Genomic DNA, 25,691 nt, shown 5'->3' with positions numbered 1-25,691 from the left:
GGCAGGGGTGACGAGTGCGCGCGAACTCGTGGAAGAGGAACTTGTCTACGGTGCCCTGCGCCGGGAACAGCTTTGGCGGATGATCGGCCTTTCTGGAGCAGGCTTTGGTGTATTCGGCTGTTTGACGGCTGCGGCTGTCGCGCTGATGGTCGAGACGCCGCCACCCGTGGTTGTCCCCTACGATCCCGCGACCGGGATGGCGCTCCCCAATGCCACGGTTGAAACCGTGTCGCTCGCCGAACGACCTGCGGTGATCGAAGCACAAATCTACCGCTACATTCTCGACCGCGAGACCTACAACCAGCTCGACAACGATCTTCGTGTCCGCCGCGTCCTGGCACAGTCTTCCGGGTCGGCCGAGGCCAGCATGCGCGCGATGTGGACATCGGGTCAGGAGAGCTATCCGCCGACGCGATACGGGGCTGCGGCCGAGATGGCTGTTGAGATCGCCTCGATCACCCTTATTGGCGATAACCGCGCCCAGGTGCGGCTCAGAAAGCGTCTGACAAGCCCGCAAGGGGTACAGGATGGATCGTTCACTGCCACGTTGATGTTCGAGTTCCGGCCCGAGCGGACCCGTGCGATCGACGATGTCTGGCAGAACCCTTTCGGTTTCACCGTTACACAATATGCCATCCGATCGGACCGTTCTGAATGACTCGCACTGCAATCTTTACGCTGTTGGCCGCCAGCATTCTCGCGCTCGCGGGAACGACCGCCGTGGCCGAAACCACGCCCCGCCCAGGCTCTCACGACAATCGCGTGCGCGTGGCGACCTGGACTGAAGGCCAGGTTTACCGTGTCGTCACAACCCTGACCCGCGTCACCACAGTCGAATTCGGTGAGGGCGAAACCATCCGCTCGATCATCGCCGGCGATACGGTTGGTTTTCAATTCGACGGTGTCCCGGGTGGCCGTGCCTTCGCCATCAAGCCGACAGCATCTGGCGTCGCCACCAACATCACCGTCTACACCAACCGCCGCTCCTACTACTTCCATGTCGTCGAAGCCCGGGAGACGCCGCATTATGTCGTGCAGTTCCGCTATCCTGAAAACCGCGTGCAACCCACCAGGGCGGTTGCGGCCGATGCGCCGAATGCGAACTATGCGGTCAGCGCCCGAGAAGAGTTCACGCCGACGGCCATCTGGGATGATGGTACCTTCACGTATTTCCGGTTCGCACGGAATGCGCCGGTGCCCGCCATCTTCCGATATTCGAACGGGAGGGAACGCGCGGTGAACAGCCAGGCCTTGAGTGATGGCGTCATCCGCGTGTCCGGCGTCAACCGACAATGGGTCCTTCGCCTTGGCGAAGAGGTGGTTTGCGTCCAGGACGCAGGGCAGGCCACATCATGACCGAAGGTACGGAAGACCTCGCCGCGCGCCTCGCGGCTCTCGAAGGTTCGACAGGCAAAGCGAAGGCCAACAAGCGGCCTGCACCGCTTGCCGCGATCCTTGGAGTCGTCGGCATCGCCGCAGCAGGTGGTCTGGCGTGGGCTGCCCTGCAGCCGTCGGCAGAAGCGCCAATGGCGACCGCCGCGCCGGAAGAGTTCCAGAGCAGCGGCCCCGGATTCGGAGATCTGGCGCCGATTTCTGCCCCGGAGCCCAGCCAGGCCCCGCCTGCGGACACTGGTCCGAGCGAGTCGGAGCTCGCGCTGATGGAAAGTCTTGCGACATTGAGAGCGGAACTCGAGGAACTGCGCGCAAGACCGGCCGAGGCCGCGGACAGCGGGGCGGAGCAGGCTATTGCGGACCTGACGGCGCAAATTGCCACCCTACAGGAAGCATCCGCCGAGGCGCAGCGTGCCCTCGAGCGGCAGCTGACCGAGCGGGATCGCGAATTGGATCAGCTCCGAATGGACTTGGAACTTGCAAGGCTTGCGTCACCAGAGCCGACATCATTGGGACCAAGTGAAGAAGAATTGCGGCTGGCCGAACTCGAAAGGCGGCGCGCAGCCGAAGCTGAGGCCCGCGCAGAGCGTATCGCGTCTCCTATGATCGCGTTCTCCGGGATGGGCTCGGGTGCGGAAAGGGAGAACACGCTGGAAGCCGCACATCTGAATGCAGATGAAGCCTTTGTTCGTTCGGGCGCGCAACCTGCGCAGGTGACACGTGCCGAAGTGATCGCGAACCCTTCGAACACGGTTGTTCAGGGCACCATGATTCAGGCTGTGACAGAGACGGCTCTCGACAGCACACTGCCCGGCGCGATCCGCGCCATCGTCTCGGAAGACGTCCATTCTTTCGATGGAACCCGTATCCTGATCCCGCGCGGCGCGCGGCTGATCGGGCGCTACCGCTCCGATGTCGCACTCGCCCAATCGCGTGTCATGGTGGCATGGGACCGGATCATCCTGCCCGACAATCAGACCGTGCAGATCAGCGCCTTCGGTGGAGACGAACTCGGCCGTACTGGCACCACCGGGTTTGTCGACACCCGTTTCGCGCAACGCTTCGGCTCCGCCGCACTGATCTCCTTGATCGGCGCCCTGCCTGCGGCTGCAGCGGGTCAAATCGACAGCGAGGCGGCGGCCGATGTTGCAAGCGATGTCGGCACGGACCTGCGCGATAGTACGCAAAGCGTGATGCAGGACTATCTGGCGATCAAGCCAGTGATACATGTCGACCAGGGTACACGGATCACGGTCATGGTTGATCGTGACATCGAGATTTTCTGACATGGCTGCAAGTTATCTGGAAGCGTCGCTCGACCGTTTCGGCCCCGAGGTCCTGCGCGACGACACGATCGAGATCTGCATCAATCCCGACGGACAAGTCTGGGGCGAATTCCAGGGCGACCACTTCATGCGAGGTCTCGGCAGCCCGCTGAGCCCAACCGAGATTAAGGACCTCGGCAACCAGATCGCCTCAGCAGCCTCGACCACGCTCAGCACCAAGAAGCCCATCGTCTCTGTCTCGATCCTGTATCGAGATCGCCCGATCCGTGCGCAGGTGATCCAGCCGCCGGCAGTCGAGGGCGGTTTCTCGATTTCTCTTAGGTTTTTTTCCTCCCAGCCGCTTGAGAAGATCAAACTCGGATTCCTTTTCGGCAAGGAACGCAGCCTTGAGGGTCTGCGCCAGAAACGGAACGGCGCGCTGCGCGATGTGGTGAGGTCCGGCGACATCGACGCCGCGCTGCGGTTTTGCGTCGAGAACAAGCTCAACATGATCGTCTCGGGCGGTACATCGACCGGCAAGACGGTCGCGGCGCGCAAGATCCTTTCACTGATCCCGCCCGAAGAGCGGATCATCACCATCGAGGAGGCGGCCGAGCTACGCCCCGAGCAGCCCAATGCCGTGACATTGATCGCGGACCGGGACACGGATGCCCGCAGTGCCGATGTGCTATTGGCCTCAACGCTTCGCATGCGACCCGACCGGATCGTCCTGGGCGAAGTCCGCGGGCGCGAGGCGATGACGTTTCTCGAGGCAATCAATACCGGCCACGGTGGATCGCTGACTACGCTCCATGCCGAGACTCCACAACTTGCTGTTCGCCGCCTCGCCATCGCCGCCCTGAAAACCGATGTGCCGATGACCTATGCCGACATGATCGATTATATTGAGGGCTCGATCGACGTGATCATTCAGGCAGGCCGCCATGAAGGCGCGCGCGGAATCACCGAGTTCTTTCTCCCGGGTCAAACCACAGATTTGAACCTCGACATGGTCGACGGCAGAGGCAACAAGAGCCCCTCCGTGGCCGCTGAGTAAAAAAGGACCCCCCCAGATGCGAAAACCAATCCTCGCAGTCATGCTTGCCGCCCTTACGGGCCCACTTGTGGCGCAGACTTCGCCTCAGGTCTCAAACGATCTCACGATCAATATGTCGCCCCAGCAATACCGGATCTGCAACGATCGCCCGGCGCGCCCGACCTGGATGGACGAAGTCAATCCGCGTGAAGCTTACAAGGCGCTGACGCTGATGGACCTTTACGAACTGCGAGCGTGGGAACAGATCGTCGAGACAAGTAGCTGCAACTGCGGTATCCGCTTCCCATCCTGGGAAAGTGCCGCGATAGAATTCAACGAAAGGTACCTCATGGCCTCAGCTGCAGAACACACAACAGCGCAGCGCAACATCAGGCAGCAGCGCAATGATCTGCGCCACGCAGTACAGGACCTCTGTGAAGCACAAGGCAACTGGTAATGAGCGTCGTCAGCTGGATGGTCGAAACGGCAGACGCGTTCCTTGTCGATGCGGCTGAGTCCCAGTTCGGGGCCGTGGCAAGCAATACCGGCACGATCGTCCTGCTGATGGTCACGCTTTCGCTGATCGGCGTCTGCATCAACATGGCCTTCCAGTTCCGCAGCATGGATGGGGCAAGTTTCTTCTGGTACCTGATCAAGCTGATGCTGATAGGGCTCTTCGCCTTCAACTGGGCCAACTTCAACGCTGTCGCAAATGCAGTCATTGGTGGGCTCGACTATGTGGCGGGCGCACTGATTTCATCAGTCGGGGGCGGCGGGGCGGGCGCTACCTATTTCGCAGCCGAATTCGACCGACTGATTACAGAGTTCAGCCAATACCTTAACGCTATCGGCAGCAACCTGAACTGGATGACGGGCGCGATCCTAGGCGGCATCGGGCTTGTTCTTTTGAGCCTCCTTGGCTTCATGACCGGCATCGTCCTCATATTCGCCAAGATGATGCTGACCCTCATGCTCGGCCTTGCTCCGATCATGATCGCACTGTCGCTCTTCGACGCGACCAAGGATTTCTTCCACAGATGGGTCTCGACGACGATCAGCTACGCCTTCTACCCCATCGTCATCGCCGCCATGTTCTCGACCGTCGTCGGAATGGCGAATTCGCTCTTGGCCCAGCTCGGCGACCCGAACTCAGCCACAAACATCGGCTCGCTGGTGCCGTTCTTCGTGATGGTGTTCCTGGCCAAGGGCTTCGTTGCGGCAACACCCCTGATCGTGCGGGGGATCTCTGGAAACCTGATGGTTGCCGCGGCACCAGCTGTGGTCTCTGGCTCGGCCGGGATCATGAGGGGGATCCTCAATACCGACGGCGTGAAGGGCAGGGCGCGGATTGGCGCGCTCACGACAGGTGAAGTGATTGGGCGGGGGACAATGCAGGGACCCGCCGCTGTGCGGAGTGCTGCAGCTACGGCAAGCGCGCAGGTGGTCAGGATGGCTGAGAGAGCGAAGCGGTTGGGTCGGTGAAACCTAATGCGCCGCCGCCATGATGCCTTCTCGTTGATGCGAAGGGCGGGAAGCGGCCTTGCGCCGGTGCAGCTTGCCGTCCGCGGTAATTGGCCAAAGCGGCCGTTCGCTGCGGTGCGTATTTATGACCACAGGTTGCGTGACCAACCGCGCCCGTGTCGCACCCGCTCGGTCATCGCGTCTCGCATGTCCGAGGGCTGGCTGGTCCTCCCAGATCTTCGAGTATCGGGCAGTCGGGGCGGTTGTCGCCGCAGCAGGCGCTGGCGAGGTGGCGCAGCGTGTCGGCCATCGCCTGCATCTCGGCGATCTTGCGCTCCAGCGCGCCCACATGTTCCAGCGCAAGCCGCTTCACATCGCCGCTGTGCCGGGTCTGATCGTGCCACAGCGCCAGAAGCTCTTCGATCGTCGCCACCGGAAAGCCCAGATCGCGGGCACGGCGCACGAAGCGCAGGATCTGCACCTCGCGCGTGCCATAACTGCGATACCCTGCCTCGGTGCGTGCCGCCGCCGGAATCAGCCCGATCGATTCATAATAGCGGATCATCTTGGCCGAGACGCCCGAGGCCTTGGCCGCTTCGCCGATGTTCATGATCGCACTCCTTTCATCGGGGCAAACCGCTTCAGCCGCAGAGCATTGCCCAGCACGAAAACCGAGGACATCGCCATCGCCCCTGCCGCAAAGACCGGCGACAGCAGAATGCCAAAGGCAGGCCAGAGCGCGCCCGCCGCCAGCGGGATAAGCGCGGCGTTGTAAGCAAAGGCCCAGAACAGGTTTTGCCGGATATTGGCCATCGTCGCGCGCGACAGCGCGATTGCATCGGGCACCACCGTCAGTCGCCCTGACATCAACACCACATCGGCGGCCTCGATCGCAATATCGGTGCCGGTGCCGACCGCAATGCCCACATCCGCCGCAGCCAGCGCCGGAGCGTCGTTGATCCCGTCGCCCACGAAGGCCAGCTTGCCCGAGGCTTTCAGCCGCTCGACCGCCTGCACCTTGCCAGCCGGCAGCACCTCGGCCACGACCTCGTCGATGCCCAACTGCCGCGCGATCGCCTGCGCCGTGCGGGCATTGTCGCCGGTGATCATCGCCACCTTCAGGCCAAGCGCGTGCAGCGCGGCGATGGCCTGCGGCGTGGTTTCCTTGATCGGGTCGGCGACCGCCAGCACCGCCGCGACCCGCTCGCCAAGTGCCGCATAAAGCGGGGTCTTGCCCGCCTCGGCCAGCGCCTGCGCTGCGGCCGCAAGCGCACCGGTCTCGAGCCCGAGGCTGGCCATGAACCGATCTGCGCCAACCGCAATCCGCCCCGCGTCGCTTTGCGCCGAAACGCCCAGCCCGGTGTGCGAGGCGAAGTCGCGGATCGGCGGCGGGGTGAGCCCTTCGGCCTCTGCCGCCTGCACCAATGCACGGGCAATCGGGTGTTCGGATTTCGCCTCGACCGCCGCGACTGCGGCCAGAACGCGGGCCCGGTCAAACCCCGATGCGAGGGTCAGATCGGTCAGGCGGGGCTTGCCCTCGGTCAGCGTGCCGGTCTTGTCGAGCGCGACCACGCGCACCTCCTGCAGGCTTTGAAGCGCATCGCCGCGCCGGAACACGATGCCCAGATCGGCGCCGCGCCCGGTGCCGACCATGATCGAGGTCGGTGTGGCCAGCCCCATCGCGCAGGGGCAGGCGATGATCAGCACCGCAACGCCATTGACCAGCGCAAAGCTCAGCGCCGGGCTGGGGCCAAAGATCAGCCAGGCAAGGAAGGTCAGCGTCGCCAGCCCCATCACGGCGGGCACGAACCACAGCGTGACGCGGTCAACCAGCCCCTGAATCGGCAGCTTGCCGCCTTGGGCCTCTTCGACCATGCGGATGATCTGCGCCAGCATTGTCGCCTGTCCCACGGCTGTCGCGTGGAAGCTCAGCGCGCCGGTCTGGTTCACCGTGCCCCCGGTGACCGGGCTGCCTGCGGTCTTTTCGACCGGCAGCGGCTCGCCGGTGATCATGCTTTCATCGACCCAGCTCGTGCCCTCGGTCACGGTGCCATCGGTGGGCACGCGCTCGCCGGGGCGCAGCTCGATCAGATCGCCCGGGCGCAGGGTGCTGACGTCGATCTCTTGCACCGCGCCGTCGCGCCGCACCCGCGCGATGCGCGGTTGCAGGCCGACAAGGCGCTGGATCGCCTGCGAAGTGCGGCCCTTGGCGCGCGCCTCCATCCAGCGGCCGAACAGGATCAGCGTGACGATGACAGCGGCGGCCTCGTAATAGACGTTCACCGTGCCGGGCGGCAGCAGGCCGGGCGCGAAGGTCGCCACCAGCGAATAGCCCCATGCCGCCAGCGTGCCCACCGCGACGAGGCTGTTCATGTCGGGCGCGCCCTTCGCGAGCACGGGCACGCCCTTGCGATAGAATTCCCGACCCGGCCCGATCATCACCGCCGTGGTCAGCGCCGCCTGCAACAGCCAGCTTGCCTGCTGTCCAAGCACCACCATCACCAGCGCATGGAACGGCGGGAAGAGGTGCGCGCCCATCTCGATGACAAAGACCGGCAGGGTCAGCACCGCGGCCAGGATCAGCTTGCGCTTCAGCCCTGCCTCTTCCTCGGCCTTGCGCGCGGCGGTGGCGCTGCTCGCGGCCCCGCCCGCGGCGGCAAGGCGCGCGTCATAGCCGACAGCCTCGACCGCGCGGATCAGCGCCTGTGCATCCGCCGTGCCGGTGACCTGCGCGCGCTCGGTCGCCAGATTGACGCTGGCCGCGCGGACACCGGGCACGGCGCTCAGCGCACGCTCGACCCGGCCCACGCAAGAGGTGCAGGTCATCCCCTCGACCTCGAGCTCGATCGACTGCCCGCGCACATCGTAGCCCACCGCCTCGACCGCCTTGATGAGCGCCGCGCGGTCGACCCCGTGGCCGGTCACCTCGGCCCGCTCGGTCGCCAGATTGACGGATGCCGTTTCGACCCCGGGCGCGGCCGTCAGCGCCTTCTCCACGCGCAACACGCAGGAGGCACAGGTCATCCCCTCGATGTCGAGTGTGACCTTTTCGCTGTGAACATCTTGAAAAGAAGCAGGTTTCGTCATGGCGGCAACCTTCGATGAATTCGGTCCGCTTTTTCAGATAGGGGTTCCAATCATGGCAAGGTCAAGGGTAGGGCAGAATTTTCTGTGATCGCGGAGCGGGGGCTTGACCTTGCCATAATGGGAAGCCCTATTTGTCATGGCATGATCCGAAGTCCTGAAAAGGAGGGCACCATGCAATTTCACATTGAAACGATGACCTGCGGCGGTTGCGCGCGTGGCGTGACCAAGGCGATCCAGTCGGTCGATCCGGCAGCCGAGGTTCAGGCCGATCCACCCGCGCGCTTGGTCGAGGTCAAGACCAACGCCCCGCGCGAGGCGCTGGCCGCCGCGCTGACGGCTGCCGGCTTCGCGCCCGCCTGAGCCGATGCCCCGCAGTGCCGCCAAGCCTCGTTTGACAATTATCATGTTCGCGACTGGGATGCCTGAGCAATGCTCGCTCCGTCGATCATTTGATCGACGGGGCTAACGCAGCAAATCGAGGCCGTGTTGCAAAGACTGGGGCTGATCATCTGCCTGTTTCTGGGCGCTGCGTTCCTTTTGATGCCGCAGGCATCGGGGGCGGCGACGCATGAGACGCAGATGCAGATTCTGCAGCACGAAGCGCATGGGGCGATGCCCGCCCCGGCCCGGTGCCCCAGCTGTGACCAGACACGGCACAATGATGCCCAGCACACCTGTCCGACGATGGGCACCGCCTGCGGGGCCATGGCGGGCTGCGGCGTTGCGATTTCGGTCCTCGCTATGGCCCCCATTTCCGACCTTCTGCCGCGCGATCTGCCCCTTCATCCGGCCTTGTCCCGGGGGCTGGCGCAGCGTGCGCTGGTGCCCGAGCCTCCGCCTCCTCGCCTGTGACCCCTGCCGCCGTCCCGCAACGGGACAGGTCTTTCACAAGGGGCATGCCCATCGGCACGCCCGTCACAGCATGAGTTCAAGATGAAACGCAGTCTGATTTTTTCCCTCGGGGCCCTTGCCCTTGGGGCCTTCGCCGTCCTGTCGCTCGGGACGCCCGGGCAAAGCGAGACCCGTCCGGTGAACGCCCCCAAAGGCGCACCGATCGTATCGGTCACCCTGCCCGACACCTTCTCGCCGCAGGCGCAGATGGGCGAGCGGGCCTTCAATGCCGTCTGTGCGTCCTGCCACGGCGAGAATGCCACCGGGCGCGTCGGCATGGGGCCGCCCTTTGTTCATCCGATCTATCAGCCGGGGCACCATGGTGACATGGCCTTCCAGATGGCGGTGGTGCAGGGCGTGCGCGCGCATCACTGGCCCTTTGGCGACATGCCGCCGCAAGAGGGGCTGACGCGCGCGGATGTGGGAAACATCATCGCCTATGTCCGCGAGCTGCAGCGCGCGAACGGGATCGAATAACCTCGTGTCGAGGTGGCAAGGGGGCGGCTTTTCCGCCCCCCCGGCCGCCGATCAGGCCGAGACCGCAAGCTCGGTCATCATTCCGGTCGCCAGATGCCCCATCTGGTGGCAGTGCAGCATCCACGGCGCCGCCTCGCCCGCGTCGAAGGCCACCGTCACGCTGCCCATGGCCGGCACATGCACGGTGTCGCGCATCGCGCCGGAGAACCTTGTGCCATTGACCTCGACCACCTGAAACACATGACCATGCAGGTGCATCGGATGCGCCATCATCGACATGTTGTGGAACATAAGCTCGACCCGCTCGCCGCTTTTCGCCGCGACGGGAATGCGGTTCTCCCAGACCCTGCCATTGATCGTCCAGAGATAGGGCTGCATCGACCCGCTCAGCATCACCATCTGGCCGTTCTGCACGGGGCGTTCGGCGAGGGGCGAGACCGCGCGCAGCGCCAGTTCCTGTGTCATGTCGCCCGAGACCGGCGGGTGATCGACCTCGGAGAGGCTCGCGAGCTTCGGCACCTCGGCCCCCTTCGGCGCGAGGATGATCCCGGTGCGCTCGCGCGCGCCTTCGCGCAGCGCCAGAACCGGCAGCGCGATACCATCTGCGGGCAGGTCGATCTCGATATCGAGCCGCTGCGCCGGAGCCGCCGAAAAGCGCATACCGACCAGAGGCACCACCGGCTCGCCATCCACCGCGACGAGGCGCCCGGCAACCGTGCCGAGGTCGATCCAGAAGGCCGTCATCGAAGCGCCGTTGATCACGCGCAGCCGCACGCGCCCGCCGCGCTCGACCGCGATCACATCGGGATCGTCGAGGGTCCGGTCATTGGCGAGATAGGCATCGAAATCGAAATCGTTCAGATCCATCGCCATGCTGCCGCCCATCATGCCCATCATGCCCGGCATCTGGCCCATGCCGCCCATGCCGGGCATGTCTTCCATCCCGCCGCGGGGCGGGGCGGAATGGTCCATCGTGGAGTGATCCATCGCGGTGCTGCCGCTCACCTCGGCCAGCACTTCCTGCGGGCTGCGGAAGGCGAAATCGTGCAGGAACATCACCACTTCCTGCCGGTCGGTCGCGGCATCCTCTTTGCTGCGCACGATGAGCGGCGCGGCGAGCAGGCCGATCTCCTGCTCGGGGATGTGGCTGTGCATCCAGAAGGTGCCGGGGCGCGGGGCGAAGTCATAGGCGCGGGTTTCGCCCGGCTTCAGCGTCGGGTTGGTATTGGGCACGCCATCCTGAGCATTGGGCGGGATCTGGCCGTGCCAATGCACGATGGTCTCGAAATCCAGACTATTGGTCAGATCGGTGCGGAATCGCTGGCCGGGCTCGAGCGTCAGGCCAAAGCCGCCCTGCGCATTGGCGAGGCCCAGCACGGTGGCGGCGCGGCCATTCACCTCGATCACACGGGTGGTGGCGCTCAGCGCCATCGCGCCAGAGTCCGCGCGGGCGCGCGCAGGCACGATCAGAGAGGCCGCAGTCGCGGCGGAAGCGGCCAAAAAGCCGCGGCGGGAAAATTGGGTCATGATGAACTCCAGAACGAGGTTGGACTTGAGGCCGGGCTGTTCGGGGTTCAGAGGCGTGGAGGATGCGGCTCGGGAAGCGGCCAGAGCGAGGGGGCCGTTTCAGCAAGCCGTGCAACGGGCAGCGCAATGGCACGCGCGACATGGGGGGGCGGCGCCACGATCGTTGGCAAGACACTCACCCCAAGGCAATGCGCGCGGCACAGCTCATCTTGCGGCATCGGTTGCCCGACTGCGCAGGCGGCGTGGCTGGGCATGACGGCGGGCCCGGCCGGAGCGTTGAGCGCAGCGGCGGGCGAGCCGACCCCGATCGCGAAAGCGACGATCATCAGGGCACGCAGAAGGGTAGCAAGGAGCGACATGCCAAAAGCCTATCGCAACCGCACAGACCCGTCAGGTGAAATTTGCGTCATCGGAAATCAGGGGAGTTTGGGAACGTCCAACGTCAGTGGAAATTGCTCCGCCTCCACGCAGCACCCGAATGACCGCGTCAGGGACGCAAAACAAAGGTGCGGCGACTAGCCTGAACGTCCGCAGAGGGCCGATCACGTAAACTCCGCGATGATGGCCCGAGTCGTCTGCACAGCCGCCGCAAGTTGGGTCCTGTCTGCCTCCTTGAGCCCCAGACCAACCAGATCGAACGACAATTGACCGGACCCACCGCCACCCGCCGCAGCGCGTGCTGCTCGGCCGCGCGCCCGACCTATTGGCGCTGGCTGCGGATCCTGCGTCTCCGTTGCAGGTAGCTCAACGGTCATCGACGAGGACGCAGTCCCAGACCCCTGTGCCCCTGCAGCCGCCCGCACCGCCTGCAGTTCCTGCTTCAGCTTCTCCACTGTCTCGCGCGTCTCGGTCATTTGCCGATCGCGCCGCAGCCCGTCTTCATCCGGATACGGGAAACTCCCCGCCTGACCCGCGTGCAGCGTCTTCAACACCGGGTCCTCAAAATACTTGATCCGCCGCGCCCGGATCGGCATCTGCGCGTCGATCACGAGGATCACCTCGTCGAGGTCCATGCGACGGGCCTGGTCTTCGGTGAGGAGCGGCGTGTCCTCTGTCCGCTCGGAGACGCTGCGTCCCTCGAACGGGTTGCGCCCGACCGCACGGGACCGCGTTACTACGCGCTTGGTGGTCTTGCCCACAGCCTGGCTCAGTTCCTCGATCGTCTTCTGCTCGGACGGCGTGAGGTAGAGTTTCACACCTGCGCCACCCTGCAACGAGCGGCGGGTGTTTTCGCCATAGATCTCATCCAGCGCCGGGATGGTCTGGGTGACGATGGCGAGGTTTCCGCCGAAGGATCGCAGCGTCTTGATGCTTTCGGCGACGATCGGCATTTTCCCGAGCCGGTCGAATTCATCGAGCATGATCATCACGGGCCAAGGCTCGTCGTCCCCCGGCTCCTGCGCCTGCAGCGAGGCGATCAGGTCGGAGAAGAAGAGCCGGATCAGCGGGGCCAGCGGGCGGATCATCTCGGACTCGACCACAAGATAGATCGCGTGGGGGCGGCGTCTGATATCGCGGAAGGAGAAGTCCGAGGTTGCGGTGGCCGCGTCGATCGCACGGTTGTCCCAGGTGTCGAGACCCGAGGTCATCAGGAGCGACAGGTAGGAGGTCAGGGTGTCGTTGTTGGTCGAGGCCATGCGCTCGAAGATCAGCTTGGCCGAGGTGTTCTTCACCTCAAGCGCGCGCTTGAGATATTCCTTCTGTTTGTCGCCGCCGGAGGCGGTGATCCGATAGATCTCACCGATGGTCGGCACGCCGCGCTCGAAGGCCAGAAGGCCGGCCGCCACGAAGAGGTCGATGCCGCCTGCCAGAAGCCCGCTCAGTTTTTCATTGTCGGTCTGCAGGAAGAGCTTGGCGGTGAGCTTCAGCTCCATCTGTTGCCGATCTGGATTGGTCATCGCGGCGATGCGCGCCAGCGGGTTGTAGCGATGGGTGGGCCGGTCCCAGTCGGTCGGCGCGAACCGAAAGACCTTGTCGCCCATGCTGGCGCGGAAGCGTGATGTCTCGCGAAAGTTTTCGCCCTTCACGTCAAGCACCACGGCCGAGCCTTTGTAGGTGAGCAGGTTCGGGATCACGAAACCCACCCCCTTGCCCCGACCCGTGGGCGCCACGATCAGCGCATGCGGGAAGGTCTTCGAGACGAGGAAGGGGCGCTTCGATTTCGGGGGGCCGAGCTTACCGAGAAGGAAGCCGCCGCCCGGCTTGGCGAAGAAGCCGTTGCGCTTCATCTCGCCCCTGGTTTGCCAATGCGTCGTGCCAAAGCGCGTCAGGGCGTCGCCGAGAAGCGTGACACTCAACATGAGCGCGGCGATGCCGAAGCCCGCGAGGATCAGGTTTACCCAGAGGAAGTCCCGCGGTGCGCTGGTGCCGAGGGCTCGGTACTCGCGCGCAAGCAGGGTTACGTCGAAGGCGTTCGTCGACAGGCCATAGCGGATGGTCAGGTAGCCCGTGGCCACGACATAGCCGATGGCGAGGCCAACCAACGTAAGGCTCAGGATCCCGCCCGCGATCTTGCCCTTATCCATGGGTGATCCCCTTCTCGCCATGGGTCGCGGTATGCCGGGCGCGCTGCGCCTCGATCTGCTCCTCGGCCAGCGCATCCAGCACCCGCTCCATGGCAGGGCCGTGGGCCGTCACCTCGCTGCTTTCCAGATAGGCTTTGGCGAGTTCCAGCTGCCGCAGCGGGTGCTCGGTGAACTTCTCCAGCACATCAGCGTGCCCCGCGCGCAGCGCCGTCACCGCGTTCGGCGTGAGGTTTCTGTCGACCTGCTCGATCAGGCGCTGCCCGTCGGTCTCGGAGAGCGGCTTCACGTCCTCGGCCTCTGCCCGCTGCAGGAAGGTCAACACATCAGGGGCAGTCTCAGCCATGAAACGCCGTTCGGCATAGTCCTGCCGCGCTTGATCCTCGATGTCGAAGCTCCGCTCGCTGATATAGGCGCGCGATGCGCCCATGGCGCGCAGACGGTTGATTTCCTCTTGCACCGCCGCCCCGAACTCCTCGTCCGGCATTTCCGCGCGGTAGCGCGCGAGGGTGCGGTCGTCTTCCGTGATCGGGCCGAGATGCTGCATGGGATCGCGCAGCGCGAGGTCCATGTCGCCAGCGTGGAGGGTGCGGTCCTTTTCCTCGACGGCGAACTCCTGTGGCTTGCGGCTGTCGGTGATCTTGTCCCAGGCCATCGACGCCAGTTCGGCATGATCGGACGACCGTTGCGCGAAGGCGTTGAAGGCGGCGCGGGCCTCTTCGACCTCGACGGCACCGGCTCGGCGCACGGACGGATCATCCGAGAAGGGATGGTCGAAATCCGTCCGGCGGAACTGAGCGATGAGCTCCTGGAAATCCCGGCGCTCGGATGGGGCGAAGATGTCGGGCTCGCCTGTCGCGCGCGGACGCTCCGGCAGCGTCACGCGTTCCGCCAAGGCAACCGTGTCACCGTCGGTCTCATCCACCTCATCGACGGTCCGAAGGATGCGCGCCTCGGTAAGGGTGTCGCCCAGTCGGACATGTACAGCTTCCAGCCGGTCGAGCGCTTCCTCGCGGTCCGCGCCCTTCTCCAGATCGAGATCGCCCGCCTTGGCGATGGCGCGTAGGTCCTGTGCCAGCCATTGCCGTTCGAGCGCGGCATTGCCAGCACCCTCGCGCATGCGGGCGGCCACGGCCGCGGGATCGATGCCCGTGCCCTGCAGCGCCTCGCTGAGGCGCGCCTTCACCGCATCATCATCGAGGCGCGCGAGCTGGTCCTCGCGCAAGTTGGCTCGGGCATAGACCCCGTCTCGCGATGGTGCGTCGAGCAGCGTTGCCGAGCGGTCCCCGAGCGGGTTCAGATGCGCGACGGAGGCCAGTACATCAGTGAGCTTGCGCTCGATCTCCGGCCTCTCGGCCGCGGGCGCCCGGTCGATCGCGGCTTCGATCTGACGGATGTTCTGAGAAAACTCGGTGATCAGCGTGTCGAACGCTGTTTCGTCTTGGGACATGTAGATAGCTCCGTCAGATTGGATCTGACCGCCACTGGCAAGGATGGTGCCGGCCCGATCGAGTGCCTCGGCCACGTCATCGAAGTTCGACCGGGATGCCTCGACCGCCAGCCCCCGATAGGTCAGCGCATTGCGCGCCACCGTTTCCAGGGCCGCGGCGAGATCAGCGCCTGTGCGCTGGCGCTCGACGGGCGGTCGGCCTTCGTCACGGGCCTTGTAGACCTCGTCGATCTCGGCACGGTAGGTCGTGACCCCGCGGTCAAGACGCCGTGTGGCCTCGAGCCGGATCCCGTGGACCTGCGCCGCCTCGACCATCGCCACCCGAAAGGCGTCGTAGTTGAAGTGGTGATCCTTCCCGAGAAAGAACATTTCGCCATCCTTGCTGCGGCGGTTCAGAACGATATGCGCATGTGGATGCGCGCGATCTTGGTGTATTGCAGCAATATAGTCGAATTGCGACCCCTCACCTTGAAAGAGCCGCTCGCACACCGCCTCGGTTATCGCGCGCACCTCTTCGCCGCTGGTGCCCACGGGAAACGCCATCAGAAGATGCGAGGTATGGCCGAGCTTCGGGCTGTGCCGCTCGCCCCACTGGTTCTCGAAGCGTCGCACGACCCGATCAATCTCGGCCTCGGTCAGGGTCTTTTTGCCATCATGCGTGCCGCGACTGTCGAGGATGCGGCTCGACTTGGTGGTGAGGTAGGTGAGCTGGGCCTTCAGTTGCGCGCCCGTGTGGCACCCGCCTTTCGAGATCGGCTTGAAGATGGCCGGCGAGTAGCCTCGCGCAGCCCGGACCATCTGCGCCTTCTTCGACAGCCCCTGCCAACTGCCTGAGACGCGGCTCCAGTCGCGGTCGAAGAGGGCGGGCTCGACGCCGCGCGCCTCACTCCGTGCCATGCTCCGCTCCCGGTCGAACCAGGCCAGCGAGGGCTTTGGTGACTTCGAGGTCCAGTTCGCGGCGGCGCGCGCGGAACATCTCCTGGATCTGGTCAGCCATGTCGAAGACGAATACCGCAAGGTCACGGATCTCAGCATGGCTGGCGGGGGTATAGGGCAGCCGCTCGCCCTTAAGCTTCGCCTCGTTCAGGCGGCGCGCGACCTGGTTCACGTTGTTCCCGACCCGGTTCAGCGCAGCGCTCAACCATCTTAGCTCATCCGTCATGCCTTCATCCGGTCGCAGGAGATCGTCGGCCGCGAGCATCAGGCAGCGCATGGCGTCCGAACGATGCGCGATCCCACGCCGCGCAAGGGCTGCATCGAAGCCGCGAAGGTCGCGATCAGTGATCCGCATGGTCAGCACACGGGTGCGGCTGTCGTTGGCGGAGACGGCGGAACGACCCCGGCTCAGCACGTTGTAGACCGTCTTGGGGGAGACCTTCAGGGCTGCACTGATCACACTGACCGAGACGCCTTTCGCCCGTTCCCGGACGATCTGACGGCGCTCCTGATCGGTCAATCTGCGACTGTGTCCCATGTGAAGTATACGTTCCTATTTCTTGCCAACTTCGTACAAGCCCGCCTTCTCCCAGCACAAGCGGAGAAGGCACCAAGGGCTTGTACTCAATGTAGAAAATCGGCCTCGCGGGCCGATTTGACGTCCTTTGGCAAATGCAGCGCGCAAGGCGCTCAATGCAACGCGTCCCGCGTTGCCTGCACCGCGCATCGCGTCCTTTGGACAGCGTTTTGCGCGCCCTGCAGCACGGTTTCTGGCGAGTGGCAGATGGCCCCTGCTCCCCGCATCGTGCGTGGTGCGGAATGCATCACGTCCAGTGCGAGATGCGTCGCGTTTCCTGTGACGCGGACAATGGCTCATGTCGCATGTCGCACGTCATCTGGGGACCGCAACGCGCAGACGGGAGAACGCCAGGTGTCCCATGCAGCGTGCCTTCCGTCCCGTGCGCGACGCACAATGCGCCCCGCATTCCGCCTGAGGGAACCCGCATCCTGTCTTCTGCTTGACGCCGTCGCACATGGGGGTTAGCGACGCTGAAACATCTTTGTTGCGTTTCAACATTTTTGCGAGAGGGCCGCCTCCATGCCGAACGACAATCTCGTGGTGATCGCCGCGATGGCCCGGAAAGGGGGGAGTGGCAAAACCACGCTCTCGCGCGCCCTGATCAGCGCTGCCGTTGCCGCCGGGCGTCGCGTCCTTCTGATCGATACCGACAGCACCGGCGTGCTTGGCACCTGGCACAAGCGGGCTGAAGCCGCGGGGCTGGGATCGCCGCTCCTGCGTTCGGCGACCGTCGAGAGCGTAGGGGCTGTGGATCGCCGGATCGAGCAGGCCTATGCGGCGGACTCGGCGGATTTCATCTTCATCGACACCGCGGGCGTTGGGGCCGAGTGGTCGGACGGGATCGCCGTTCTGGCCGATCACATCGTGACGCCGGTGATGCTCTCGACCTCGGATCTCGATGTCGGCGCACAGACAGCAGACTGGTTCGAGAAGCTCCGCGCCCGCGTCGATGACCCCGACAGCCTGCCCCGCCACCACGTGGTCCTGAACATGGTCGACACCAAGACCACGCGTGCCGATGCCGCCCTCATCGAGGCGGCGATCGCGCGGTTCCCGGTGATCGAGACCGTGATGATGCGCCGGAACGTCTACAAGGAGATGGACGAGAAAGGCCTGCTCCACGCCATCGCGCTGCAAAAGCAGGCCGACCTAAACCCACTCATGCGCCCGCATGTGCGCCATGTGGTCGAGGCGCTCGAAGAGGCGACTGACATCCTCAACAACATCCTCGCGGCGTGAGGGTGGGGCGGTGAGGAAGAAGATTCCGACAATCACGCGGCCCGACCCGGCTTATGCCGCATCCCTGCGGCCAGAGGTGGGAGAAGACCCGGGAAGGGAAGAGGTGCGGCTCGCGGAGGTGATGCCAGAAGCTGCAAACGTGGAGCCTGTGGTCTTGGACAGTCATGCTGTTTCGCCGCCAAGTACGCAGCCTGCGCCCGCTCCTCAGCCCAGACCGGAGACAGCCGGGCGTGCAGCATCCGCGGCCATGGTATCTCCCACCCGCCCACGCCGCAGTCCGGCGACGCGCAAGATCGACATCCGGGTGAATGCGCTAGAACGGCAGGAGGAGGCCCTGATCGATTGCGGCGTCGATCCCGCCCATGTCATCCGCGCCGCCCTGCGCCGTGCGGTCAAGAACTGGGAGCTCGGGTCCGAGTTCGTCCCTCCCGCCGAGGAGCAGCGGACGCGGATCACCGAATGGCGTGCACGAACCTCGCTGGCTGTCGATGCCGGCGCTGTGACCACCCTACTGCGCGCCCACGACCCGCTCGACGTGCTGAGCAAATGGACTCTGATCCGTGGGCAGTTGGAGCCCCGTATCTGGGCCGAAATCGACGCCATCCTGGCCGAAATCGCCGCGCATGCTGCGGTGCCGCATGACGGTGAGGTCTCGTAACATACCTGTCTAAAAGGATATCTTGAATTCCACCGATCACATTTCCCCTGAAGGCACGTCTTCGCCTTGCAGTTGCAGAAACCAATCTTTAACACCCCATTCAGAACGAGCGACCTCCTTTTTCCTGGTGCAGAGGTCCGAGTAGAGGAGAGCGTCATGTCCCCTGAAACCCGCCTCACAGGCGAACCGATCATGCGCATCCTCTGCAAGAAAACCGACACGCTGGTGGGCTACCTCTACCAATGGAACAACGGCGACCTGCAGCCTGCCTGGCTGGACACCGCCAAGGCTGAAGTGCGCTACGAACCCATCTCGGCCGCAGCCTGACACGCGCACAAATGCGGCGTCATGTCCGGGTCTGCGCCTGTACGCCCCAGCTGAAGCGCTGGACGTGATGCATAGAGCGCGCTTCCATAAATCATGTATATGCAATATCGTGAGTTATAGAGAAGGACTCTATAGCTCATGCGCTGGAACTGGACACAACCCGACTGGCCGAACTTCCGCTTTGACAACGCCGCCGTCGAGGCACTCGAACGGCGGTTCCTGCTGTCATCCGGCGAGATCCTCGGCGCCGTCCGCCATGTGACCGGCGACGAACGCGACCGATTGCGCATCGACCTTTTGAGCGAAGAGGCGATACGGACCAGCGCCATCGAAGGCGAGGTGCTGGACAGGGCCAGCGTTCAATCTTCCCTGCGTCGGCAGTTTGGATTGACCGCCGACGGCGCGCCATCCAAACCGCGCGAGCAGGGCGTCGCCGAGATGATGGTCGACGTCTATTCGACTTACGCGGCACCTCTGACCCACGACACCCTAAGCCGCTGGCACCGGATGCTCCTGGCACATGACCGAAGCCTAGAGACCATCGGTGCCTACCGGCGACATGCCGACGCGATGCAGATCGTCTCCGGCAGGATCGACCGACCGACGGTGCATTTCGAAGCACCGCCTTCGGCGCATGTCCAAGGTGAGATGGACGTGTTCGTCGACTGGTTCAACCGAACGGCGCCAGACGGCACAACGCCCCTGTCGGCACTGGCTCGCGCTGCGCTTGGGCATCTTTGGTTCGAAAGCATCCATCCCTTCGAGGATGGCAATGGTCGCCTCGGCCGCGCCCTCGCCGAAAAGTCCCTTGCTCAGAGCGTCGGCCAGCCGAGCCTGATCGCGCTGGCCTACACGATCGAGCAGGAACGGAAGGCCTATTACGACCAGCTCGAGACCCACCAGAAAACGCTGGACGTCACTGGCTGGCAGGTCTGGTTCGCCGAGATCGTTCTGAAGGCGCAGCAGGTGACGCTGACGCGGGTCGCCTTCTTCATAGCCAAGGCAAAGTTCTACGACCAATTCCGTGATCGCCTGAACGAACGACAAGCCAAGGCGATCGAGCGCATGTTTCGCGAGGGGCCTGACGGGTTCAAAGGTGGTCTCAGCGCCGAGAACTACATCGCCATCACCGGCACCTCACGTGCCACCACAACCCGAGATCTGCAGGATCTGGTAGAGATCGGCGCGCTCAACCGCACTGGGGAGCGGCGGCATACACGGTATTGGCTGGCACTCTCCCAACCTGAACGCCGCAAGTTCCCCCAGATCGGTAAGGTCGGCAAGGAAATCCCACCAAACGGCTGAAAAGGCGTCAGACTAACGGGCCTTCAAACCAACGATGCGAGTGCCTGCGCTGTCCGCCCGTACATCAAATGCTTCGGATAACGAGAGCATATAGCCAAGATTATCTCCGAAGGAGAAGGGAAACATCGTTGGCTGACCGGAAAGCCCGTCAAAAGTAAGCGGGCGGCCTACATGCATGAGCAGCGCTTCAGACATCCATTGGACTGTCTCAGGGCTTTGCAGAGCCATTGGAGGTTTCCGGGTCAGCGTCTTGCCATTTTCACTCTTCCCAAGGAGCGACCAGTCAACCTGCGACTGAAGGACCATATTTGTCATTCGGCGAGTGCCTTCTCGCTCGCCATAGATCTCGGCCATCCTCCTGTGGACTTCCGCCGTGGTGCAATCGCCTTGAAGGGACGTCAACCGACCCACGATTTCGGCAACCTTCGCGAAGAAGGGATAGACTGCCAACGCCATGCCCCAAGTGAGAGCGGCGACCTGCGGATCGGCTACCTGGCGAAAAATGTCGACGCCCCTATCGGCCAAGTCTGAGAGCTCTTCGCGCGGCTCGAGCCAGAGACGGTTCAATACCGTTCTCGTCTTCTTCTTTGCCTCCAGTCCAGCGTGAGACCCCGTAAGGATTTGGTCGAGTTCGCCGATATCAGCAGCACCCGATCGTACCCGTAACGCGGCTTCCGCCCAATCGAGGCGGATAAACCGGTCAAAACCAATCTGAGGAGCTTTAGGCTGCATCTTCTTCTTTCCTAATCCCGATCTTCACAAAGGGCACAATCAGCTCCTCTACCGACATCCCTCCATGAGCGACGACCTGTTGGCCGATGGGCACGAAGGCCCCGCGCCCGCTCGCATAGAGCGGAAGAAAATCGGGCGGTAGACCAGGCCCTCCGAAGGCAAAAGCGTCGATATCTGCCGGAACAGACCCTGCCAACGTCTCGTTGCGGTACGTCCGCACCCGCTCCCCTTTCACTTCACTGATCACGCCTTGATTGAGCCGACCGATGCCATCCGCATCTACGTTCCCATGGTCCGCAGTCACGTAAACTTGGAACCCTCGGCTGATCAGAAGGTTCAGCAGCTTCTCGACGAAGCCGGTTTCGCACCACTCCCGAATCTGGCCCGACAGCCCACGTTTTCCAAGCATGGCGCCATGGACCAGCTCGTCGATCATGTCGACGACGATACCAGCAACCTTGATCGATGGGCTGGAAATAGCGGCCTCAAGGTCGGACAATTGTTCGGTTCTCTTGATGGCCTTGCGATAACAGACTTCCGCAGCGCGCAGCCCATTTTCCATCCAGAAACGGTTCCAAAGGGAAGGCTCCTGACCGGTTGTTTCGATCGACGCCTGAAACTCACGAGGTCTCAACCCTGAGAACAGCGCCTGTCGGGAGACGGAAGTGAGGCTTGGAAGCCATGCAAAACAACCGCTCTCTTCAGTCGTCAGGTCCGGTGCGCGCGCGCTAAGGTACTCTCGAATTTGCACCCACTGATCAAGTGCCATCCCGTCAAACACCAGAAGAGCGATCTTTTCTTCGCCTGCGTTCCGGCGCATCGACAGGTATCTCGGGATGTGGTGCACCATGACGGGCGCCTTTGCCACAGGCAAAGATGGCAAATCTTGAAACCGCTGCTGCACCCATTCTCGCAGTCGCGTGTCCGCCTCGAGTTGCAGCGCACGCATCGCGGGCCGAAGGGCAGCCGCATCTTCGCTCGGCAGTTCATGGAAACGATAGATGGTCTCAGCCAACCGCTTTGCGGCGTCGGTCCAGTCCCGGTGCGTCGCCTCTGGTGCGGGGAGCTTCGCAGCCACCGACCCAATTCCGCCTTCAACCAGATCGCGCAGGCTGCTTGGGCTTTGAATAGCACCCAATCTAATCCAATCAGGCAATGTGGCCGGCACGGTTCGCGCATTTACCGGCTGCAGCGCACCTTCAAGGAAGAGGGTATCAACGATGACGCGAATATCTGCATGATCAAATGGGATGTCGACAACCGTGGTTGCTTGAGACCCTGACTCGAGATCTGTATGCTCGACCTCGACACCCCGCTCTTCCAGAAAACGGCCCCATGCCGCTTGTACCGTGCGGGCCATAGCGCTCTTCGAAGATAGTAGAACCTCGACGGGCAAAGACCCCAAGACCGTGTCCGTCAAGATCTTGGCGACATACTGAGCAAGGACGGGGGGCAACACGATGCCGCGATAAAGCAACCCAAATGCTTCGCGCCAGAAGGTTTCCGGCTTTCGCATGAGGTGAGGATTCACCTCGAATAGATGCGTCAGAAGGAATTCCTTCGTCATACTCTCGCCGAGAACCTGAGAAGCATGACTGTTGTGGGCGGCAAAGAGCCTTTCGATGTCGGTGCTATCGATCTGCCGGATGACGCTGGCATTCAGCTTGGGCATCAGATCGGCAAGACTCAGATCAACCCTTCGTGCATGCCGAAGATAGTCCCACGGTAGAAAGTTCAGGTCCGCTCCTTGGAATTGCAGAACGAGCGCCTTGCTGGCCCCTTCGGCACCCCGATCCCAAGCATCACGGTAGCGTTCTTCGTACTCAACCCGAAATGCGATCGAGTCCTCAAACGGGAGCACCTCAAAGCCACGATCTCGCAAGACCCGGAGGATGTTCTCATCCAGCAGGAGGTTGTCGGGATCGCTTGCGATCCAGAACGATGAGAGGTCCTCGGGAAAGGCCTGAAGTATCCGTTCCGTCCAGGGGGTCATTTGCTGGCGTCCGCCTGCTTGCCGACGCGCAAGACGATAACGCAGTGCAGATCAGGAACGAAGGCTTCTGCAACGTCCAAGCGTGCCAGTCGCGCATCATGCTCTGCCTGTAACCGCTTCTTGCGATAGTCGCGCACCGTCGCAAGTCCGACCCGACCGATCGCCTGTTGCCGTGCCTCGTATGCGTAGTTTGCACGGTCCCGCTCTTCCTTTAGCCGGGTCATGTGTTCGTCGACCAGTTCGGAGAACACCCTTTCGCCCTGTACGACCGCTGCGTTCTTCGACGTTCCAAAGAGCTCCGCGCTGATTGAAGAAGTCGTGCTGCCGATGGCTTCTACGCGCTCGGTGAGCAGCAGGTCCCAAATTCGCTTCGCGGTCGGCTGAAACGCCCGACCTTCGTTGCTGATAAAGACGGGAAGGAAGCGACGGCGGCTAAAGTCATCTGCCGACAGCTTGATCTCCCAGAGTGACCAGACACCACTGACGGTCTCAGGAAGCCCCGAGATGCGGACACAGGGCGTGTTCTGCCCCGCGACACAGCGAGGCAAATCTGCAATCAAGGCGCGAGCTCTGGGATCTTCGAGTGTGAGCCACTCCAGGTCGGGGCGCCCTTCTGCAGTCCTGGCGTCGAAACAGACCGAGCTTGTCTCACCGTCACCGGACCAGCGGACGCGCCATGCATCAGCTTCTCTGGTGGCTTGGCCGCCACGACTTGGCAGCCCTGACGTGATGGCTCTCTCGAGCCAAAACTGGGCAGGATGGTCGCGCCATTTGCGAGCATCCGCCGCATCAAGCTCATGTCTACCGGATAGAAGCTGACTGCTCTGGTTGTGCTCGACAATGGCCGTCCTCAGTTGGGACACGACCGTCTCGCAGTCGGCTTCGATTGCATCAGGGTTCTGCAGGCCATTGACGAAAAGTTCGTCGAACAGCGGCTCTGCCTCGACCGAGTCCATGACGTCGGCCGCCTTGTCGACACCGAACTCTTCAGCGATGACGGCCAGCTTCGTCTCGAGAACCTCGCGAACACGATACTCCACCGTGTCTTCGAGCACGAAGTTGATGGCGCGCACGACAAACGGCTGTCCGATCCGGTCAACACGGCCGATCCGCTGCTCAACCCGCATGGGGTTCCACGGCATGTCGAAGTTCACGATCACATGGCAGAACTGCAGGTTAAGGCCTTCGCCCCCTGCATCCGTGGAAATCAGGATGCGGACGTCCTGCGAGAACGATTTCTGGGTCCGCGACCGTGCCTCGAGATCCATGCTGCCATTCAAGGTCACAACCGAGAAGCCCCGGCTTTCCAAGAAATCGGCGAGCATTGCCTGTGTTGGCACAAACTCGGTGAACACGAGGACCTTGAGGTCGGGATCGTTCTCTTCCTGCTGGATCTTGTAGATCAGTTCGAGCAAGGCCTCCGCCTTGGCGTCGGTCCCCTGTGCTTCGGTCTCGCGCGCAAGGAACAACAGGGCTTCGACATCCTTGCGTTCGTCAGCAAGCGCTTCAAACGCAACCGCTAGGTCGATCTGATCCTCACCCGAGAGCTCATGCCAGTCCTCTGCACGCTCGGCGGGGAAAAGCTTCAGCTGTGCATGATCATCGTCCAGCGCGAGCAATCGCTTTTCGAGCGTCGTCCGGATCGCCGCCGTGCTCGAGGTCACCAGGCGCTGCATCAGGATCATCAGGAAGCCGATATGGCGCTGCTTCGCCGCCATCGCCTGATTGTAGCCGTGGCGAACGTACTCTGTGACGGCTTCGTACAGTCCCTGTTGCGCCGAATGGCGATCCAGCCAGGCGACGGGCTGCAGCCGGGTCATCCGTGGCTTGAAGAGGGGTTTCCCCTCCGCATCGATAGCTGCCCGCTTCTCCGTCCTGACCACAAAGGGGCGCACCCGGTCAGCGGCGATGCTCGACACGTCCGGGAACGTTTCCCGATCAAGCAGCTGCATCAGGCGGTGAAACTGGTCGGTTTTGCCTTGATGGGGCGTCGCAGACAGAAGGAGCAGATACGGCGCAGCTTCGGCCAAGGCTGCGCCCAGCTTGTACCGGGCAACCTGATCGGTGCTGCCGCCCATCCGGTGGGCTTCGTCGATGATAACCAGATCCCATGACGCGGAGATCAGGTCCTCGAACCGTTCCCGATTATAGGTCTGAAGCTGCTCGACGCTCCATCCGCGTCGGCCTTCCATGGGCTTCACAGAATCCAGCGAACAGATCACCTGGTCATGCACGCGCCAGAGGTTTTCCTCATCGTTCCGCCACTGTCTGAACGCCGACAGTTCTGCTGGTTCGACGAAAGTGAACTGCTCCCCGAAATGTAGGCGCATCTCGGCCTGCCACTGTCGAACCAGCCCCTTGGGCGCGACAACCAGGATCCTGCGCGCCATGCCGCGCAGTTTCAGTTCGCGCAGGATCAGACCGGCCTCAATCGTCTTGCCGAGGCCGACTTCATCCGCGAGCAGATAGCGGATCCTGTCGCGGCTCATGGCGCGGTTGAGCGCATAGAGCTGATGCGGCAGCGGCACCACGCTGGACTGGATCGGCGCGAGCAGCAGGTTGTCCTCCAGCGCGTCCAGCAGCTTTGCCGAGGCTGCCGTATGCAGGATCTGGTCGACGGATGACTGGACAGCGTCGAGCGGGCCTAAATCGCGCGCCCGTGCGCGGACGACGGCATCCTTGCCGGGCAGCCAGACGCGATAGGCGGTTTCGCCCCAGACCGTCTCGCGGTCCACGACGCGGCAGGGTGCAGCGTGCCGCGCATGCCAGCACCATTCACCCACGCCGAAGCTGACACCGCCATCCGCCACCGA

23 protein-coding genes are annotated in these 25,691 nt (G+C 63.3%); 13 read left to right on the top strand and 10 right to left on the bottom strand.

Annotated features, from left to right (window positions below):
- Positions 1–7 precede the first annotated feature (7 nt).
- The 6 genes from BMI90_RS16735 to BMI90_RS16710 are packed head-to-tail and all read left to right on the top strand — an operon-like array spanning position 8 to position 5,175.
- On the top strand, positions 8–658 hold the full coding sequence (locus BMI90_RS16735) for a type IV secretion system protein (RefSeq protein ID WP_078530644.1): 651 nt from the start codon (positions 8–10) through the stop codon (positions 656–658).
- Positions 655–1,356, top strand: coding sequence for a TrbG/VirB9 family P-type conjugative transfer protein (locus tag BMI90_RS16730; protein ID WP_168172812.1), 702 nt, complete (start codon positions 655–657; stop codon positions 1,354–1,356). Before BMI90_RS16735 ends, BMI90_RS16730 begins: the two co-directional genes overlap by 4 nt.
- Positions 1,353–2,678 carry a TrbI/VirB10 family protein gene (locus BMI90_RS16725; protein WP_078530643.1) on the top strand — a complete coding sequence of 442 codons (1,326 nt, stop codon included), beginning with the start codon at positions 1,353–1,355 and terminating at the stop codon, positions 2,676–2,678. The genes BMI90_RS16730 and BMI90_RS16725 overlap by 4 nt, the downstream gene beginning before the upstream one ends.
- 1 nt (position 2,679) lies before the next feature.
- A complete protein-coding gene (locus BMI90_RS16720) occupies positions 2,680–3,714 on the top strand; it encodes an ATPase, T2SS/T4P/T4SS family (protein ID WP_078530642.1) in 1,035 nt (344 codons plus the stop codon).
- A gap of 16 nt (positions 3,715–3,730) precedes the next feature.
- A complete protein-coding gene (locus BMI90_RS16715) occupies positions 3,731–4,150 on the top strand; it encodes a hypothetical protein (RefSeq protein WP_078530641.1) in 420 nt (139 codons plus the stop codon).
- Entirely contained in the window at positions 4,150–5,175 is a 1,026-nt protein-coding gene (locus BMI90_RS16710) for a type IV secretion system protein (protein ID WP_078530640.1), read from the top strand. Before BMI90_RS16715 ends, BMI90_RS16710 begins: the two co-directional genes overlap by 1 nt.
- Before the next feature lie 172 nt (positions 5,176–5,347).
- On the opposite strand, the gene cueR is transcribed toward BMI90_RS16710, so the two are convergent.
- Both cueR and BMI90_RS16700 read right to left on the bottom strand, forming a co-directional pair.
- The gene (gene cueR, locus BMI90_RS16705; protein ID WP_078530639.1) at positions 5,348–5,764 is read right to left on the bottom strand and encodes a Cu(I)-responsive transcriptional regulator; all 417 of its coding nucleotides are present in this window, start codon (positions 5,762–5,764) and stop codon (positions 5,348–5,350) included.
- A complete protein-coding gene (locus BMI90_RS16700) occupies positions 5,761–8,241 on the bottom strand; it encodes a heavy metal translocating P-type ATPase (RefSeq protein WP_078530638.1) in 2,481 nt (826 codons plus the stop codon). Before BMI90_RS16700 ends, cueR begins: the two co-directional genes overlap by 4 nt.
- A 171-nt stretch (positions 8,242–8,412) precedes the next feature.
- Here BMI90_RS16700 and BMI90_RS16695 point away from each other — a divergent pair, with 171 nt between their 5' ends.
- The 3 genes from BMI90_RS16695 (at position 8,413) to BMI90_RS16685 (ending at position 9,609) form a co-directional block, all read left to right on the top strand.
- Positions 8,413–8,601 (top strand): heavy-metal-associated domain-containing protein, encoded by a 189-nt coding sequence (locus BMI90_RS16695; RefSeq protein ID WP_078530637.1) that lies wholly within the window; start codon positions 8,413–8,415, stop codon positions 8,599–8,601.
- A 219-nt stretch (positions 8,602–8,820) separates the two neighbouring features.
- Entirely contained in the window at positions 8,821–9,093 is a 273-nt protein-coding gene (locus BMI90_RS16690) for a hypothetical protein (protein WP_146671327.1), read from the top strand.
- Positions 9,094–9,174: 81 nt separating this feature from the next.
- Entirely contained in the window at positions 9,175–9,609 is a 435-nt protein-coding gene (locus BMI90_RS16685; RefSeq protein WP_078530635.1) for a cytochrome c, read from the top strand.
- Positions 9,610–9,660: 51 nt separating this feature from the next.
- Here BMI90_RS16685 and BMI90_RS16680 read toward each other — a convergent pair whose 3' ends face one another.
- From BMI90_RS16680 to BMI90_RS16660, 5 genes are all read right to left on the bottom strand, one after another.
- Complete coding sequence (locus BMI90_RS16680; protein WP_078530634.1) at positions 9,661–11,136, bottom strand: multicopper oxidase domain-containing protein; 1,476 nt, start codon at positions 11,134–11,136, stop codon at positions 9,661–9,663.
- Positions 11,137–11,183: 47 nt separating this feature from the next.
- Positions 11,184–11,495: a hypothetical protein gene (locus BMI90_RS16675; protein ID WP_078530633.1), complete on the bottom strand. Its 312-nt coding sequence runs from the start codon at positions 11,493–11,495 to the stop codon at positions 11,184–11,186.
- A 183-nt stretch (positions 11,496–11,678) separates the two neighbouring features.
- Positions 11,679–13,661 carry a type IV secretory system conjugative DNA transfer family protein gene (locus BMI90_RS16670; protein ID WP_078530632.1) on the bottom strand — a complete coding sequence of 661 codons (1,983 nt, stop codon included), beginning with the start codon at positions 13,659–13,661 and terminating at the stop codon, positions 11,679–11,681.
- Entirely contained in the window at positions 13,654–16,005 is a 2,352-nt protein-coding gene (locus BMI90_RS16665; RefSeq protein ID WP_078530631.1) for a relaxase/mobilization nuclease domain-containing protein, read from the bottom strand. The genes BMI90_RS16670 and BMI90_RS16665 overlap by 8 nt, the downstream gene beginning before the upstream one ends.
- A complete protein-coding gene (locus BMI90_RS16660; RefSeq protein ID WP_246831576.1) occupies positions 15,992–16,564 on the bottom strand; it encodes a helix-turn-helix domain-containing protein in 573 nt (190 codons plus the stop codon). Before BMI90_RS16660 ends, BMI90_RS16665 begins: the two co-directional genes overlap by 14 nt.
- Positions 16,565–17,143: 579 nt before the next feature.
- Between BMI90_RS16660 and BMI90_RS16655 the strand changes: the two genes are divergently transcribed.
- The 4 genes from BMI90_RS16655 (at position 17,144) to BMI90_RS16645 (ending at position 20,153) form a co-directional block, all read left to right on the top strand.
- On the top strand, positions 17,144–17,863 hold the full coding sequence (locus BMI90_RS16655) for a ParA family protein (protein WP_078530629.1): 720 nt from the start codon (positions 17,144–17,146) through the stop codon (positions 17,861–17,863).
- Between the two features lie 247 nt (positions 17,864–18,110).
- Complete coding sequence (locus tag BMI90_RS19015; RefSeq protein ID WP_246831575.1) at positions 18,111–18,521, top strand: hypothetical protein; 411 nt, start codon at positions 18,111–18,113, stop codon at positions 18,519–18,521.
- Between the two features lie 156 nt (positions 18,522–18,677).
- Positions 18,678–18,848: a hypothetical protein gene (locus BMI90_RS18825; protein ID WP_168172811.1), complete on the top strand. Its 171-nt coding sequence runs from the start codon at positions 18,678–18,680 to the stop codon at positions 18,846–18,848.
- 138 nt (positions 18,849–18,986) lie between these two features.
- Entirely contained in the window at positions 18,987–20,153 is a 1,167-nt protein-coding gene (locus tag BMI90_RS16645) for a Fic family protein (protein ID WP_078530627.1), read from the top strand.
- Between the two features lie 12 nt (positions 20,154–20,165).
- Here BMI90_RS16645 and BMI90_RS16640 read toward each other — a convergent pair whose 3' ends face one another.
- Genes BMI90_RS16640 through BMI90_RS16630 form a run of 3 tightly spaced genes read right to left on the bottom strand, consistent with a single transcriptional unit; the run spans position 20,166 to position 25,688 of the window.
- Positions 20,166–20,885 carry a hypothetical protein gene (locus tag BMI90_RS16640; protein WP_078530626.1) on the bottom strand — a complete coding sequence of 240 codons (720 nt, stop codon included), beginning with the start codon at positions 20,883–20,885 and terminating at the stop codon, positions 20,166–20,168.
- Positions 20,875–22,878 carry a BREX-3 system phosphatase PglZ gene (gene pglZ, locus BMI90_RS16635; protein ID WP_078530625.1) on the bottom strand — a complete coding sequence of 668 codons (2,004 nt, stop codon included), beginning with the start codon at positions 22,876–22,878 and terminating at the stop codon, positions 20,875–20,877. The genes BMI90_RS16640 and pglZ overlap by 11 nt, the downstream gene beginning before the upstream one ends.
- Entirely contained in the window at positions 22,875–25,688 is a 2,814-nt protein-coding gene (locus tag BMI90_RS16630; protein ID WP_078530624.1) for a helicase-related protein, read from the bottom strand. Before BMI90_RS16630 ends, pglZ begins: the two co-directional genes overlap by 4 nt.
- Positions 25,689–25,691 lie beyond the last annotated feature (3 nt).

The sequence above is a fragment of the Thioclava sp. L04-15 genome (assembly GCF_002020275.1).
Classification (GTDB): domain Bacteria; phylum Pseudomonadota; class Alphaproteobacteria; order Rhodobacterales; family Rhodobacteraceae; genus Thioclava; species Thioclava marina.
Note: the sequence above shows the minus strand (reverse complement) of the source record. Positions and strands in the feature narration are given on the sequence as shown.

Coding starts and splice junctions, on each gene's coding strand:
- BMI90_RS16730 (WP_168172812.1), top strand. CDS start 655: ATGACTCGCACTGCAATCTTTACGCTGTTGGCCGCCAGCATTCTCGCG.
- BMI90_RS16725 (WP_078530643.1), top strand. CDS start 1,353: ATGACCGAAGGTACGGAAGACCTCGCCGCGCGCCTCGCGGCTCTCGAA.
- BMI90_RS16720 (WP_078530642.1), top strand. CDS start 2,680: ATGGCTGCAAGTTATCTGGAAGCGTCGCTCGACCGTTTCGGCCCCGAG.
- BMI90_RS16715 (WP_078530641.1), top strand. CDS start 3,731: ATGCGAAAACCAATCCTCGCAGTCATGCTTGCCGCCCTTACGGGCCCA.
- BMI90_RS16710 (WP_078530640.1), top strand. CDS start 4,150: ATGAGCGTCGTCAGCTGGATGGTCGAAACGGCAGACGCGTTCCTTGTC.
- cueR (WP_078530639.1), bottom strand. CDS start 5,764: ATGAACATCGGCGAAGCGGCCAAGGCCTCGGGCGTCTCGGCCAAGATG.
- BMI90_RS16700 (WP_078530638.1), bottom strand. CDS start 8,241: ATGACGAAACCTGCTTCTTTTCAAGATGTTCACAGCGAAAAGGTCACA.
- BMI90_RS16695 (WP_078530637.1), top strand. CDS start 8,413: ATGCAATTTCACATTGAAACGATGACCTGCGGCGGTTGCGCGCGTGGC.
- BMI90_RS16690 (WP_146671327.1), top strand. CDS start 8,821: ATGCAGATTCTGCAGCACGAAGCGCATGGGGCGATGCCCGCCCCGGCC.
- BMI90_RS16685 (WP_078530635.1), top strand. CDS start 9,175: ATGAAACGCAGTCTGATTTTTTCCCTCGGGGCCCTTGCCCTTGGGGCC.
- BMI90_RS16680 (WP_078530634.1), bottom strand. CDS start 11,136: ATGACCCAATTTTCCCGCCGCGGCTTTTTGGCCGCTTCCGCCGCGACT.
- BMI90_RS16675 (WP_078530633.1), bottom strand. CDS start 11,495: ATGTCGCTCCTTGCTACCCTTCTGCGTGCCCTGATGATCGTCGCTTTC.
- BMI90_RS16670 (WP_078530632.1), bottom strand. CDS start 13,661: ATGGATAAGGGCAAGATCGCGGGCGGGATCCTGAGCCTTACGTTGGTT.
- BMI90_RS16665 (WP_078530631.1), bottom strand. CDS start 16,005: ATGGCACGGAGTGAGGCGCGCGGCGTCGAGCCCGCCCTCTTCGACCGC.
- BMI90_RS16655 (WP_078530629.1), top strand. CDS start 17,144: ATGCCGAACGACAATCTCGTGGTGATCGCCGCGATGGCCCGGAAAGGG.
- BMI90_RS19015 (WP_246831575.1), top strand. CDS start 18,111: ATGGTATCTCCCACCCGCCCACGCCGCAGTCCGGCGACGCGCAAGATC.
- BMI90_RS18825 (WP_168172811.1), top strand. CDS start 18,678: ATGTCCCCTGAAACCCGCCTCACAGGCGAACCGATCATGCGCATCCTC.
- BMI90_RS16645 (WP_078530627.1), top strand. CDS start 18,987: ATGCGCTGGAACTGGACACAACCCGACTGGCCGAACTTCCGCTTTGAC.
- BMI90_RS16640 (WP_078530626.1), bottom strand. CDS start 20,885: ATGCAGCCTAAAGCTCCTCAGATTGGTTTTGACCGGTTTATCCGCCTC.
- pglZ (WP_078530625.1), bottom strand. CDS start 22,878: ATGACCCCCTGGACGGAACGGATACTTCAGGCCTTTCCCGAGGACCTC.